The 15652-nt window shown below is 36.6% G+C and carries 12 protein-coding genes; 6 read left to right on the forward strand and 6 right to left on the reverse strand.

Features of this window, described 5'->3' with window-relative positions; translation table 11 throughout:
- Positions 1-116: 116 nt before the first annotated feature.
- On the forward strand, positions 117-317 hold the full coding sequence (locus tag J8L70_RS00005) for a hypothetical protein (protein WP_211053430.1): 201 nt from the start codon (positions 117-119) through the stop codon (positions 315-317).
- 335 nt (positions 318-652) lie between these two features.
- Here J8L70_RS00005 and J8L70_RS00015 read toward each other — a convergent pair whose 3' ends face one another.
- From J8L70_RS00015 to J8L70_RS00035, 5 genes are all read right to left on the reverse strand, one after another.
- Complete coding sequence (locus J8L70_RS00015) at positions 653-991, reverse strand: type I restriction enzyme HsdR N-terminal domain-containing protein (RefSeq protein ID WP_211053431.1); 339 nt, start codon at positions 989-991, stop codon at positions 653-655.
- A gap of 292 nt (positions 992-1283) precedes the next feature.
- Positions 1284-7178, reverse strand: a complete 5895-nt coding sequence (locus tag J8L70_RS00020) for a DUF4011 domain-containing protein (RefSeq protein WP_211053432.1) — start codon at positions 7176-7178, stop codon at positions 1284-1286.
- Positions 7179-7716: 538 nt separating this feature from the next.
- A complete protein-coding gene (locus J8L70_RS00025) occupies positions 7717-8340 on the reverse strand; it encodes a hypothetical protein (RefSeq protein ID WP_211053433.1) in 624 nt (207 codons plus the stop codon).
- Between the two features lie 143 nt (positions 8341-8483).
- Positions 8484-8840, reverse strand: coding sequence for a hypothetical protein (locus tag J8L70_RS00030; RefSeq protein ID WP_211053434.1), 357 nt, complete (start codon positions 8838-8840; stop codon positions 8484-8486).
- Positions 8841-9245: 405 nt separating this feature from the next.
- Positions 9246-10364 carry an SEC-C domain-containing protein gene (locus tag J8L70_RS00035; protein ID WP_211053435.1) on the reverse strand — a complete coding sequence of 373 codons (1119 nt, stop codon included), beginning with the start codon at positions 10362-10364 and terminating at the stop codon, positions 9246-9248.
- A 666-nt stretch (positions 10365-11030) separates the two neighbouring features.
- On the opposite strand from J8L70_RS00035, the gene J8L70_RS00040 reads away from it, so the two are divergent.
- The 5 genes from J8L70_RS00040 (at position 11031) to J8L70_RS00060 (ending at position 14678) form a co-directional block, all read left to right on the forward strand.
- Positions 11031-11465: a SulA-like leucine-rich domain-containing protein gene (locus J8L70_RS00040; protein ID WP_211053436.1), complete on the forward strand. Its 435-nt coding sequence runs from the start codon at positions 11031-11033 to the stop codon at positions 11463-11465.
- A gap of 38 nt (positions 11466-11503) precedes the next feature.
- The gene (locus J8L70_RS00045) at positions 11504-11986 is read left to right on the forward strand and encodes a YchJ family metal-binding protein (protein ID WP_211053437.1); all 483 of its coding nucleotides are present in this window, start codon (positions 11504-11506) and stop codon (positions 11984-11986) included.
- A gap of 274 nt (positions 11987-12260) precedes the next feature.
- A complete protein-coding gene (purM, locus tag J8L70_RS00050) occupies positions 12261-13313 on the forward strand; it encodes a phosphoribosylformylglycinamidine cyclo-ligase (RefSeq protein ID WP_211053438.1) in 1053 nt (350 codons plus the stop codon).
- On the forward strand, positions 13313-13957 hold the full coding sequence (gene purN / locus J8L70_RS00055; protein ID WP_211053439.1) for a phosphoribosylglycinamide formyltransferase: 645 nt from the start codon (positions 13313-13315) through the stop codon (positions 13955-13957). The genes purM and purN overlap by 1 nt, the downstream gene beginning before the upstream one ends.
- Positions 13938-14678, forward strand: coding sequence for a DUF3108 domain-containing protein (locus J8L70_RS00060; RefSeq protein WP_247664655.1), 741 nt, complete (start codon positions 13938-13940; stop codon positions 14676-14678). The genes purN and J8L70_RS00060 overlap by 20 nt, the downstream gene beginning before the upstream one ends.
- A 63-nt stretch (positions 14679-14741) precedes the next feature.
- Here J8L70_RS00060 and J8L70_RS00065 read toward each other — a convergent pair whose 3' ends face one another.
- The gene (locus J8L70_RS00065; protein WP_211053441.1) at positions 14742-15506 is read right to left on the reverse strand and encodes a class II glutamine amidotransferase; all 765 of its coding nucleotides are present in this window, start codon (positions 15504-15506) and stop codon (positions 14742-14744) included.
- Positions 15507-15652 lie beyond the last annotated feature (146 nt).

The raw sequence follows: 15652 nt of genomic DNA on the forward strand, positions 1-15652 counted from the left end.
TAATAAATAGTTTACATAATAAGACTATAGAAATTAGGAATAAGAAAAAGTGGCTTAGAAGAATTCAATCTAAAAACAAGATGCTAACGAGTCTCAAAAGTTAGTAAATTAGCATCATGAAGCCGTGGCGTGTTAGAGAAGAAGAGCACCGTATTTTGCTGGGTAAGCCTGATGAGTTTACTTTTAAAAGGTGGAAAAGAGGTAACGTAACAGCGCTAGAGTGTGATGTGTTAGTGCGAATTCCTTATGTCATTGGTATTTATAGAAATTTAGGAATACTCTTCTCTGAAAGAGCACAAGCCAAAATGGTTCAATAAGTCAAACGAAGCTTTTGGCGGCTCAACAGCGCTAGGTTTCATACTACTCGGACAAATGGAGAGTTTGCGCGAAGTGAGACATTATTTAGATGCGCAACTTTGATTTTATATGATCACGACACCTAGAAAGCCTGTATATCATTCAGCTTTGGAAGAAAAAATTATCGCACCTAACTCTCGTCCAAAACTCTCTGATCCAGCTATATCAGGCAGTCTATAACGCCTCATATGTGGCCCTTTATCATGTGGTCTTGGAGGGGCGATAGAGTTTAATCTATTAGCAAACGCCACCAATCTAGTTAAAACTATTATGTCAGGATTCTTTTTCCCTAGCTCTATGCGACCAACACGATTCGATGATTCAGAAGCTGATTCATATCCCCATTCCAAATTGAGTGAACGATATGAAAATTGTTATGGCACAAAACCCAATCAAAACCATTAGTAACTATGCCACGTACGCCATCCTCTAAATACTTCTCAATATGCTCCGGTGCAATGTTCTTATTCGCACGCTTTGCTTCAATCATAACGACTGGCTTTTCATTATCAAGTAATGCAATGTCAACAGACTGAGAAGTTCTATGCGCACTAGTCTGATTAAACTCAAAGTACGGTTCCAAATTAATTGCCGTGTTAGCAAAATCTACTATTGGAGCAATCACGCGGTACATAGACCACCTTTCTGATTTCTGTGGCTTTACGAGATGAGTTATTAGTGCTGAAATCAGTTCGTCTACGTTCTCCAAATTTTCGCCTTACTTATGTTGGGTTGCTTTATTTCTTTCTATTACTGGCATTAAGAAATAAGCACATTCAAATTGAATTTACAATAATAGCTTTATTACATAGTTATCAAGTAGTCCTGAAGAGTAGTCCACTCTAACCTCATAGTAACCGCCATTATTGTCACTTCTAGAAATTTATCATTCCACTTTTAAGAACACCTTTGAAAAAAGATAGAGCTTATTCAATTAACAAGAGCCACTGCTCAAATTGCTTAATAGTAGTTTCATGCTTTCTTTTTAAGCCCAATTCAGAGCACATCTCTTCTACTGGATTTGAGCTATTATTAGTTTTAGCAAAAGTAGCTAACCCAAGCGCTTCCTCATACGCAAGCTCTTTCCAGTTTCTCTCGTATCCAAACGCATTTAGACCTCGCCACTGTATTAATTCACACATATCCTCAGGTGATGGCCAAATCGTTGGTGAGTAGCCTTCATTTTCTTTAATTCCTGCCCATGGGGTTAAAAGCTCACGAATATAATCAACTTGCTTTTTACTTGTTCGGGTTAACCCATGTAAATTCGCAACCTCTAAAGCAAGCGTATGCAAGGTGATGCCCGGCCTTTCTTTTAAAGTTTCCTTCGCTATGTTTATTAAGCGAGCTTTATATTCCGTTTTAAAATAATTATTTGCATCGAATTCATTATTTACCAATTGTTCTGTGCTTTTAGATGAAAAACTTTCGTTTTCATTCGATATGGTGGTGCCGCTCTCCATTTTCATTTTTTCATTAAAATTAGGGTTCACTTCTGCTTCTACTTCTACTTCTGCTTCTGCTTCTGCTTCTGCTTCTGCTTCTGCTTCTGCTTCTGCTTCTGCTTCTGCTTCTGCTTCTGCTTCTGCTTCTGCTTCTAACAGTCTGTCTTTCTCTCTTTCAATATCAAGTATTTCTTTCAACTTAAAATCTAGTTTTTTAATAGCTGCTGCTGCATCAACAAAATAATCTGTCGACCATAGTCTAACGATATTCCAGCCTAAGCTTTCGAGTATAATTTTCCGAACTCGATCTCTATCCCTAGCAGCTGGGGAACTATGGTATGTATCACCGTCACACTCAACTCCAGAAATGTAGCAACCGGCTTTGTCTGGGTGAAGAATACCTAAATCAACTTTAAATTTACTGACACCAACTTGTGTTTGTACTTTCCAACCCAATTGCCGTAAGTCGTTTGCCACAGCTTGTTCAAAATCACTATCAAATTGATTAACTCCATATTGAGCAGTGACAGTTTCCGCAAGTGATATTGGGCCTCTTTCAGCAAACTCTAAGTAATGCTTTAGATGCTCAATGGCAGTGGAAGATGTACGGCTTAAATCAATCATTGAAGAGCTAAAGCTACTAAATACCACGACCTCTGTCGTTGCCCGAGTAATAGCTACATTTAGCCTGCGTTCACCACCTTGTTTATTTAGCGGGCCAAAATTCATACTCATAGTCTTCGCATCAGGTTCAGTAGGACCGTAACCTAAGCTAAGCATGATAATATCTCGCTCATCCCCTTGTACTGACTCTAAATTTTTAACAAAAACAGGTTCACTTATTTCTGATTCATGGAAAAACTTTTCAATATCAGGTTTTTTTCGCCTAGCATCATCTAACAAATCTTCAATAGTGCGTTGTTGCTCACTATTTAATGTTACGACACCTATTGATTGTTTTTGTAATTGCTTATCAAGTAAACGTCTTGTAATTTCGTGAACAACGGCTTGTGCCTCTTTAACATTATTTCTGCCTTTACCTTTTGCATATAGACCATTAACTTTATGCAAGGAGACTGCTGAATCTTTTGTTTCTGATGAGGGATAAGTCACTAATGAGTTTTCGTAATATTTACTATTTGAAAACGCAATAAGAGTCTCGTGTTTGCTACGGTAATGACCCATAAGCCTTTTGAGTGGTAATCGTGCAGCCAAAGCTTGATCTAAAATAGACTCAAGATCTTCTTCATCAGGGGCATCTGATGTACCAGCTGAGAAAAAATTTGTTGGAGGCATTTGCTTTGGATCACCAACAATAATAACATTACGACCTCTTGCAATAGAGCCAACTGAGTCCCATGTTGTCATTTGCGACGCTTCATCAAAAACAACTAAATCAAATCCTTTGAAATCTGCTGGCAAAAATTGAGCTACTGACAGTGGCGACATCATCATGCATGGTGTTAGCTCTAGCAATGACTCGCCTAATTCATTGATTAAAGAACGAATTGGGATATGCCGAGTTTTCTTCTGAATCTCTTTCGCTAACACACCAAAACGCTGATCATTTTTAGAATCTTTTATTTCCTTATTAGGTGTTCTGTTCGAAGCAAGTGCAATAATATATTCACTGGTTACCTTTGCTATTTTTTCATCTAACTTACAAAAAGCCTCAATTGTAGCTTCATGGGTTGAAGCTTTAAACTCTCTTAGTATATGACTTTCATCAATCATAAGCGGGGCCAACCAGCTATAATAAGCCAACTGAAATTGCTCTAATAACTCTGAAGGTGTTACAACACCGGTGCTTAATGCTTGCTCAACAGTCTCAAGACCAAGACTACAAACATCAGCTCGTGCGCTGACCCACTCACACCAGCTTTTTAACTTTGTTCGATTTTTGGTGACTGTAGCCAGTGACTGGCTCAGTTCAACCAAATTTGAATCCAAAGAAACGACAATATTAAAGTCGACTAAATCTTTTTGTACTTTTTCGAATTGATTATATGTCGAGTTAAATTCACCTAATGTTGAAGCCAACAGTGAATTATCTAAATAATCTCTGCCATCTACGAAATGTTTATTTATAAGGATAAGAATATTTGTTGGATCATTTGAAAGAGGAAAAACTTCATTTAACTTAGCTTTCACTAATCTACCAAATTCAGCTATAGTTATTAACTCTTCTGAAGTTGTTGACCAGCCTTTCCAAATATTCATATTTTCAAGCTCAGTTACATCTTTAATAATTCCTTCAGCAATATCTTTGGCTTGTAAGAGAGTCGGTAAATCAGATAAATTATTAAACTTATGAAATCCTAGGCTTTTTGCTTGCCCATTGATCTTCCACTTAGCAAAAACAGTTTTGAACCGACTATTACCCGCAGTCTCATATTTTGAGTTCCACTCTCTAATTGGGGCAGTTAATAATAGCTTTTCCGTTATCGAACTATCTTGTTTACTAATTAATTCATCTAGCTTTTCTTTGCGTGTAGCAATACTGTCTATTAACTGCAACCGTTCATTAAAACCCGACTTCAAAACAAAAGAAATATTACGGGCCTTAGCTAACTCTTTTAAATCATGTAATGACTTTAAGGCAGACAAGCTTTTACCGGTTATATCAGGAGCCTTTAATTCTAAAAGAGCTAAAATAGCATTAAATTGCGTGGAGATACCCCCAAACTCAGTGAACCATTCACCAATTTTTTGCACAAGCTGACTTTGCCAAGTATTTGACCATGAGGAAGCATTCACACAGGAAAAACTGGCAATATCAAGATCATGAATATCATCAAATGCAATTTTAAGCTGTAAAACTGCATTATCTAATGCATCTAGGTCATTTTCTAATGTTTTATCAGCACCTAGTTCAAGAGGCCAATCTAAGCTGAATTTAATATTATCTTTGTTCAAAGCCAATTTAGAAATTGCGTCACGAACAGAAATACCAGACTTGGATTTTTTATGAAGCTCCCTTACATAATCATTCAACTTTTCTTTTTTATTTTTTAGATCTGAAATATACGTAGCCCATATATGAGGGTTTAAGCCTTCTCTGAAATCCCACGCTTGACCCAGTTGATCTAATACAGCTTTTTTGTTCGCTTTATTACTATGTAACTCTAAACAAAGATGATCCAATCCAACCTTTTTCAGCCTTTTATATACAACGTTCAAGGCCGCCATTTTTTCGGCAACAAATAATACTTTACGTCCTTTACCTATATTATGAGCGATAATATTAGCAATGGTTTCTGACTTACCTGTTCCCGGAGGGCCTTCAAGAACAAAATCTTGCTCTTTTGCAGATGCATCAACGGCAACTAATTGAGAACTATCGCAATTTAAAGGGGTAAAAACTTCAGCAGGATCTATAGTATCGTCAATTTTATGCTGTTCAACAAACTCTGCTGTTTGAACATACGCTTCTTTTGGATTGTCGACTAAATGCTGAACAAATTGATTTTCTTTTAAAACTTCTAACCGATCTCTTAAATCTTTCCACATTAAATATTTTGCAAATGAAAAAGAAGATAGAACCAGCTCTTCGACTACTTCAAAACCTTGCTGCTCACTCACTGCTTGCCTGACTTTATACCAAATAAGAGGAACATCTATCCCGCTATCGTCTTCAGGTAAATCATTTTTAAATTCATTTAAGTTGATATCGTGCTCAGATAATAAAAACTCAATCAAAGTAAGATTAAAAATCGGATCTTCACCTTGTACTTGCTCTACATAAATAGGAGCTCGTGCACTTTTACGAGTTAAATTCACAGGTATTAATATCAATGGAGCTTTGAAACTTCGGCTATCATCCGCGTTCTCTTTCCATTTCAGAAAACCCAGTGCTAAAAATAAAGTATTTGAACCACTTTCTTCTAAATCATTTTTTGCCTTTCTAAAAAGCTCAATAGCACTCTTCTCAACTCGCTTCGGTGGCTGGTTAGCTAACAAAACTTTATTTTTTAACTGGTTTAAAGCGTATTCTTTATGAATCTCTGAACCTGTTTGGAAGCGAAATAGTTCACTGTCACGATCAGAGTCAAAATATGGGCTCTCTTGCGTTGATAAAAACTTAAATTTAGTCCCATCAGCTAACATATCTTCCATATTCGCTATGTCTGGACAAAATAATTTAATTGATACTGATCTCTCATTAAAGTTTAATAATCGGTTACGTTTAGTTAAATCAAGAAGTTTCCTACACCATGAGTCAATGCGTGTCTCTGGACTATCTTCAACTATACGTTCTTCAGCTCGCACTGGTGGTAAAGGAGGAATTTCAGGCAAAACAAGCTCTATACTTTCACTTGTAGATTCACTTTCGATTCGTGCCTCCTCGATTGTTGATAATGGCTTTATTGACTGCGATCTTGCTTGAGCAATATCTAAAACCATTACAAACTCTTCTTCTTTATCCTCACCGAGTAAATTACGGGCGTATTCTTTAGCCTGTTCAAAAGTTACAACAGAGGCATTTGTTACAAGCGTGGTTTCAAATAAAACCAAATCTCTATTATCGAAACGCTTTCTTATATCTTGAGGATCGTCATTACAAAGAACAGGAAGCTTTTCGTCGATAAGCCATGCACCAGCAAATGCATGCCCTTGAGTAATTGCAATTACTGGGTTTAAACCTATAGCCTCGATACAGCTAGCAAATAAAATCGACGAATCTAAGCACGCAGTCATTTTTGATTGACTTATATCAGCAGCTAGGCGAATTCGCTGACCCGTTTTAGCAAAACCTTGTGGTGGACTAACATATGCAATTTTTTCCTGAAAAATAACGTTCCAGAGTGCTGCCAGCATTAAATAAGGCTTCTCTCTAGTATTAGACTGATACCCATCTACAGAACGCCCATGGCCACCAGTCTCTAATACAGATGCAACTTTTCTAACTAAAGACTCTACATATAAACCATTTGGCTTAACGAAAGCAGCAAGTAAATCTGGTTGGCGTGTTTCACCCCCCCAAAAGCTCGCAGGTAAGACGCTTACGTTATGCACACTCTCACTTAATACTTGTCCATCACTATCCAATAATTCAAAATTAAGGTGTAAAAGGACTTCCTCTGTTAAGCCAAATAATGTCTCGAAAGGAAATTTGAGTTCTTTAGGTGGTAACTTAACTGAATGACCTGAAATGACTTCATCAATAAGCCATTCACTCGTAGTTAACCAGCCGTCAATAGCACATAATCTCAATTTGAGGTTTCGAAGAACTGATTTGTTATCAGACTCAGGTACCGTGATTTTGATGTCACGCAGCACTGAATATGCATTTTGCTGAGCAGCTAATGAAAATGTTGAAATAACATCAATATCTAATTCGATTTGCTCTGGTTTGAGTGTATCAATTTCTTCCATGAGTAGTTGTAATCCCTTGTTCTTACTTGAATAGCAATAGTATATTTAACCAATGTAACTAGAACATTGTAATTGGTCAAGAAGCGTGCGACATACAGACTGAATACTATCTCATAAGTAAAAAACAATAAAATTAATAAAATATTTTTTGGAATATAAAAACGTTTAGGAAAAGTAAGTTAGTCCAAAGTGCATAATGAATGATGTGATTTCATATGTAATTAATCGATTTAAGTCAGTTATATTAACTGCTGACTATTGCCTGAAATGTGTAGCTCCTAAGTGCCAATAGCAGACTTTCAAGATGTGCATCTGAAACTCTGTTGGCTGGGGCCTTCAACTTAACCAACTTTTTGACGTAGATCGGATAAGTGGTGAAGCCACGCCATCCGACAAAAATGATGAATTTACTAGAAATAATCCGACTTACCGCGTTACACTCTCACCGCTTTTTATAAATGGCGCCCGCTTTTTACGCGTCCAATCCAGTGGAGGCTGTTCTTTGCCAGTAATGATGTTTGATAAACTTGTTAGCATTCTATTTTAAGAGCTTTGAAAATAAACTTTTAAAGTCAGCATTGTTTGAATCAATGGCTGATTTAAGCTTGGTCGTACCTGAACCATCTCCGACTTCAGTGTTTATTAGTGTAATTATCTCATGCCTTATAGTATTAAGTTTAGAGCCAATATCTTCATCAATAAACCACCTTAACAATGATTTTTTATCTTCACTAAATTCTGTAGATTTAGCTCTAAAGTCCATCATTAACTTTATTACTTCAGCGTTTTTAATTTCAATTTTTTCAGATACTGAATCACTTGATACAACATGAAACTTATCTAGCGAAGCAACCATATTTTTGGTTGCATCCATTAAATTGGAATGAAAAAGATCATCTTTTACTGAGGGATCAATAAGGTTAAGTAAAGCTGAACGATATTCACTAAAATATTTAATATATTCTAAAGCCGCATCTTTTTTTCGAGTTAAATTGAGGTCATCTAAGTGCTTTAATCGATTTAAAGCGACTGCAATAAAACCTCCAACCATTGCCATAAAAGGAACTGCGTATTGTGGAATAGAAAGTTCGGCTAATTGGCTTGATATAAAACCACAAACAAAAATCAAAATCAGAACAAATAATATCTCTTTTGTCGACATTTTATAAATACTCTAAATTATGAGAAGCTTTCAAGAATGTTAACGCTTAAATAACGGGCTAAAAATAGTTGGTTAAAATAGCGAGGCACGAGCGAAGTCAACTGTTTTTAGTCCTGTTGATTTGCCTATATCACGATACGACACTACGTTATTGAATTAGTAAGACAAGGGTTGTCATCTACAACTTTTGAAAAACCTTTTAAATCATACTCATAGTATCTAACAGAATTTGGGTCTTTTATTTCAAGTAACATTGTCGTGCCATTAATCATTCCGTCAATAAATTGTTTATTAAACGATGAAGCTATTATATAGGTATTTTTTCCGGATGCTCCCCGAACTTCAAAAGCTTTTTCTTTATCAAACCGAACCATTGCTTTTGGATTCGATTTAGATAAGGCCGGCATATTTAGGAATAATATTCCTGCACTGTTAGCTCTGCATAATACAAATAAATTCTGACTTTTATTACTGTATATCACCTGCTTTTCATCAGTCATCTTATCTTCTTTATAGATGACTTCCCAAGTTGTTGCATACGATAAACTAGAGAATAAGATGCAAGTGGTGATAAATATAATTTTTCTATACATTAAAAACGTCCAAGTTTATTGAGTTGAAAATATGCAAGTAAAGCTCCGCGCATATTTCTGCCGACGCTACACTCATTTATCTACCTTACATAGTTTTAACAAATAACCTAAAGCATTGCTACCACTAAGTTTTTTAAAGCTTTAAAGTAAAGTTTAATAGAATAATATGCACGCGTCGCTTATTTTCCTGAATATACGCGTAAAGAGCAGTTTAACCAATAAATTAGCGACGATATTAAGCAAATATCAATGTCCGGTTATCGCTCGAGGCGGACTTCGCCAAAGTACCAGAAGCAGACGTTTAACAACTTTCTAAAAATTTGTTTTATGAAGTGCAGCAATTTCCCATCCAGAAAATTCAAGACCATCATCAACTAAAAAGCTGCTTGGCTCGAATTCCATTGGGTTAACACCTGACATTATAAGTTTTTGTATTTTATCTTTTTGTTCACTCGTTAACGTCTTCCACCATAAAGGTGAAGTAAAAGTATTTTCTGCTACTGCGAAAAAGAACCTAATTAGTGCGCTAAACATTTTACTTTCATCTATGGCCAATAGTGAATTAATGAAGCCTAAAACTTTTTTTGATTCTTTTACCCAACTAAAAACTACATACCCTTTCCCGTCACTAGAAAATGAATTGAAAATTAGTTGCTGAGCATCAACACTTAAATCTCCTAAATCTTGAATAAAGTTGCCAGAAAAATCACTTATTGGTGCAACAATTGATGAAACAGCCACAGGCATAGGTTCTGACGATTCGATAATCAGATGAGATAAATTACCAGTTGTGTTACCAAGAAGTTGATCATCAAGTTGATGCTTTAGCTCGGAAAGCTCCTTGATAGCAGCATTAATCCCCAGCTTTTGATCAGCTGCAAACTTCTGCAGGAACATCTGCTCTAATGGTTGCCTACCTCTATCACCACCTTTAATAAACTCAGATGTATTAAGCATGCTCTCTTTAGCATACAGCTCTTTTGCAACTGAACGGTACATCAGAGCTAAACATTGCTCTTCATCTCCAACAAACACCCTGTCTTCTATACAAGCAAAAAGCGTCTTATCATGAGTAGAACAAAACCCTTTAAACGTCGAAGCTTGATTAATTCCGATTTTCTCTGGGATTAATTTACCTTTATTTATCATTATATTTGGTAAGTTTATTTTTAAGCCCAATACATGGTTACTTTCATCTGCAATTTCTTTCAAGCTACCGCTTTTCGATATGGTATGAGCGTTAATAATTTTTTTACTACATTCATGTTTTAAATCAGGCGAAACGTAACATAATTTTCTTGATGAGTTTTTCTTTGTATGCCCAATTGCTTCACCTTTACTAATAGGAGCTTCATTTTCACGACCATAATGGCAATGTTTAAACTTCTTACCAGAATTACACCAACACTTTTCATTTCGTCCTATTTTCATGTATTCCCACTCACTTCCTGTCTGCTTGCAAAATATGTGATGATTGAACCAAATCTCTTACAATTTTAAAATGCGTAAATCGTACATATTTCTGCCGATATCACGCTCATTTTCTACTTTCTACAGTTTAAACAAATTACCTAAGATATTGCTATCAAATGCAATTTAATATTTACAAGTAAAATTAAGGATATAAGTACGCGTTTACTCATTTCTATGAATATGCGCAAAGAGCTGTTTAACCAATCAATTAACGACGATATTAAGCAAATCTCAATGTCCGGTTATCGCTCATAACGGCCTTACTACATTTTTAGTATCAGATAGCGTGGCTTTAAGGGCACTCTTTTAATATGTACTACAACAAAAAAGTGCTCTCCGTACTGTATTAAGTTCAAAAAAAAGATACTGGATTAACGTATAAGCCTTACTTAAATTCCAACACCTATGAGAAAAACACAAATTAGGTAAAAATCACCTCCTCTGTAGCCCTTGCCACGCATGGCTCTCCATTCCAGCTCTGTGAGAAACCATTCCAAACCCGAATGAGAAAGAACAAAAAAAAATTAAATTGTACAAAAAAATAGCAAAAAAAGGCTTGCACTAAACAACTGTATAAACTACTGTATATAGGTACTGTATATAAACCCAGTGAGTGAGATAACTATGTTACAGCCAATTACAATTAGAACCGTTAAAAGCTATCAACAAGACACGCAAAGTGAGTCTGTGAATTTGATTCAAATTGAAGATGAAATATCGGCAACGTTTGAATTATTAAAAGTGTTGCATCACTATAATAGTTCGAACGCATGGACATTACTTATAGCGCCGGACAATGTGCCTAGCAAGGCATTACTTGATTCGTGCTCTATTGATACCAGTAAGTTATTGGTGATTAGGCAAAAGCATTTAGTGAACTTAGAGTATGTATTAAATTCGGCATTAAATAATGGTAATTTTGCCGCAGTTATTACCTGGACAGACATAGTAAAAAATAATCAAATAAATAACTTATCGTTAAATTTAACTAAAAATAGCGCGAAACTTTATTGTTTTACAAAGCACGCTAAATCTCAGGCAATACCACTTACTCAATAAGCTTGATAAACTAGCGTTTTATTTAAAATAGTTAAATTATGACGCAACCATCGAACTCACTTTGTTTTTGTGGCACTCAGCACTCTTTTGCTGATTGCTGCGAACCTATAATTTTAAACAACCGCCAAGCAATAAACGCAGAACAATTAATGCGCTCTCGCTACAGTGCTTATGTGTTAGAAAATGCACAATACATTTATGAAACCTATGCCAGCACTGTTCAATCTGAAAACCCTATAAATGAAATAAACGACTTTGCCACAAGTTGTCGCTTTGTAGAATTAAACGTGATTAACGCTGAAGAAACCTCAGACACCACGGCTATGGTTGAGTTTAAAGCTTTTTACTTTTACGAAAACTTATTTTGCCAACTCCACGAAAAGTCACAGTTTATAAAAGAGCAATCGCAATGGCGCTATTTAACCGGTGAAATAATCCCCGTTGCAGATAAAAAAATTGGACGCAACGATAACTGCCCATGTAACAGTGGAAAAAAATATAAAAAATGCCACAGCCAATAAAACGTACTTTTTATAATGTATTTATACTTGGCATGCCCTTAGCGTTAATAACTTTATAGCCCATTTATTGCTTAGCATTATTTAAGTAAATACAGGCTTTTTATACTTAAAATAAATTGCGAGCATGATTATTTGCTCGTAAAAACCACAATTAGCGGACAAGTGTCCTTGTCAAGTGCTGCAAAAGCATATTTACCCTAGCCGATGCCATGCAATTGTTGTAAAATACGCGCGTTTCTAAGTAAGCACTAAGCAACTATTTTGAGGAAAACCTGTGAGCGAACAAAAACAGTCTCTAAGCTATAAAGACGCGGGCGTAGATATCGACGCTGGTAATGCACTTGTAGAAAGTATTAAAGGTGTTGTTAAAAAAACTCGTCGTCCTGAAGTTATGGGCGGAATTGGTGGTTTTGGCGCACTTTGCGAAATCCCTGAAGGTTATAAGCAGCCTGTATTAGTTGCTGGTACAGATGGTGTTGGTACTAAATTACGTTTAGCAATCGATCTTAAAAAACACGATACTGTGGGCATAGATTTGGTAGCAATGTGTGTAAATGATTTAATTGTACAAGGTGCTGAGCCTCTGTTTTTCTTAGATTATTATGCAACTGGAAAACTTGATGTAGATACAGCGGCCGATGTTGTTACAGGTATTGGTAAAGGCTGTGAAATTTCGGGTTGTGCGCTTATTGGCGGTGAAACAGCTGAAATGCCAGGTATGTATGAAGGCGAAGATTACGACATGGCTGGTTTTTGTACTGGCGTAGTTGAAAAAGCCAATATCATTGATGGCACAAAAGTAGCGGCTGGCGATCAACTTATTGCTCTGGCATCTAGCGGACCTCATTCAAATGGTTTTTCTTTAATTCGTAAAGTGCTTGAGGTTTCAAATGCAGACACGAATCAAGTAATTGACTCAAAAACACTGGGTGAGCATTTATTAGAGCCAACACGTATTTACGTTAAGCCTTTATTAGAATTATTTAAGCACGTTGATGTGCATGCCCTTTCGCATATTACTGGCGGCGGTTTTTGGGAAAATATTCCTCGCGTATTACCAGCATCGGCTAAAGCCGTTGTTAAAGGTGATAGCTGGCAGTGGCCAACCGTATTTAACTGGTTACAAGAAAACGGCAACATAACAACACACGAGATGTACCGTACATTTAACTGTGGTGTAGGTATGGTGTTGGTTGTTCCAGCAGATAAGTTAGAGCAAAGCTTAACTTTATTAAAAGAGTTGGGTGAAAATGCTTGGCATATTGGTGAAATACAAGATGCTGTTGCAGGCGAAGAGCAAGTTGAAATTGTAGGTGGTGCTAAGTAATGGCACCGACTCGCTTAGTTGTATTAATTTCAGGAAGTGGCTCGAACCTTCAAGCCATTATAGATTCCTGCAAAAATGGCGAGATAAATGCGCATATAGCGGCTGTGATCAGTAATAAAGCAGACGCTTATGGGTTGGAGCGTGCAAAAAAAGCGGGCATTCCAACTGCGGTATTAAGCCATAAAGATTTTGCAACGCGTGAAGCTTACGATGAGCAATTATTACATGTAATTGATTCTTTTGAACCAAATCTAGTTGTATTAGCTGGATTTATGCGTATTCTTACTGGTAACTTAGTGCAAAAATATGTTGGAAAAATGTTGAACATTCATCCATCTTTGTTGCCTAAGTACCAGGGGCTGAATACCCACCAAAGAGCAATTGATGCAAATGATGCGTTTCATGGTGTTAGTGTACATTTTGTAACGGAAGAGCTAGACGGTGGTCCGGTTATTCTGCAAGCAAAAGTAGCGGTGTTAGAAAACGATACCGCAGAAACACTTGCTGCACGAGTACATGAACAAGAGCATATTATTTATCCTTTGGTGGTCAAATGGTTCAGTGAACAACGACTTTCGATGGAAGCAGATTATGCAGTTCTTGATAAAAAACAACTTCCCGCCCATGGCGCGCACTACCCATAATAAAAAATTAAGTGCCTTGCTATTGTTAGCGGGCACTTTACTTCCAGGTAGCCTTATAGCAGGCGAATTAACACAATACGAAGCAAACTATGACATTTTACGCAAAGGAGAACGTCATGGTGAAGCAACTCGCGAACTAAAAAAACTGGCTGAGAATAACTATGAGCTTACGTATCATAGTAATATTGAATGGATGATCTTTTCAGATTCGCGCCAAGAAACATCACAATTTACTTTTACAGAGGGCAAAGTATCACCCTATCATTATTCTATGCTACGTACAGGCACAGGCCCTGACAAAGATTATGATATTAAGTTTGATGTTGAAAACAAAAAAGTTACCAGTTCAACCAGTGAATACCCTTTAAAATGTGAATGGACTGATGAGTTTCAAGATGCAATTTCGTATCAAGTTCAAGTACGTGAAGGCTTAAAAGCCGGTGAAACCAATTTTTCTTTTCCATTAGTTGATAAAAAAGGTAATCGTCGCGATTATAATTTTGAAGTGATTGGAACCGAAATGATTTCGTTACCTATTGGTAATATTGATGCTGTTAAGGTAAGGCGTTTATACGACAATGATAAACGCCAAGCAATTGCGTGGTTTGCCCCAGAAATGGATTACATGCTAGTGCGTATGTGGAAAGGTGAAAAAGGGGTTGAACAGTTTGAAGTACAAATGAATTCATTCACTGTTACATCAAATTCAGTAACGCCCTAATAGTTTTAAATTGTTATTATTTTGCAGCAAAAAACGCGATTTACATCGCGTTTTTTATGGGCGTTATATTAATTCACCCATTTTAAACAACGCAAACTCACCGGGCTCCATTTTTTGCCAACGCTCATCGTTTGTTAACGGACGCGTTGCGATGACAGTTACGACATCTTTTGGGGTTGTTTCTTTTTGAAAATCAATCACTACATCGGCGTCTATTAATGTTGCTTTGCCAAACGGTGCTCTACGAGTAATATGATGAAGGTTGTTAGTGCAATAAGCTAACACATATACCCCATCGCTCAGTAACATATTAAATACGCCCTTTTCTCTTAACGTATGAGAAAGCTTGGCAGCATAACGAAATACCGAGGCCATATTACTTGGCTTTTTAGGGTATTTTTCACGAATTTTATCAAGTAACCAACAAAACGCGAGCTCGCTATCTGTATTGCCTACGGGACGGTAATATTCGGGTTTTAAGTCGTGATAATTTGAAAGTTGCCCATTATGAGCATAAGTAATTTCACGCCCCCATAACTCACGTGTAAACGGGTGTGTATTTTCTAAACATACTCGCCCTCGATTGCCTTGGCGAATATGGCTAATAACCGACACACTTTTAATAGGATACGCTTTTACAAATTTTGCTATTTCTGACTCACAGCTCGGCTCAGGATCTTTAAACGTTCGACAACCTTTGCCTTCATAAAAAGTAATTCCCCAACCGTCTTTATGAGGACCGGTATTACCACCGCGTTCAAGTAGACCCGAAAAACTAAAACAAATATCTGTTGGTACATTGGCCGACATGCCAAGCAATTCACACATTAATTAATAAACCCATTAGCAAACCAGTATTAACTTAAAGCTATCTCTAACTTAGCTTTCATTTACAGCAGTGCAAAACTGCTCTTAATTTGCATTGTCAAACATAAACATTAGCAAGGCAAGAAGGCATATTAATTTGTTGCCTC

The organism is Pseudoalteromonas sp. MMG010, assembly GCF_018100905.1.
GTDB lineage: Bacteria > Pseudomonadota > Gammaproteobacteria > Enterobacterales > Alteromonadaceae > Pseudoalteromonas.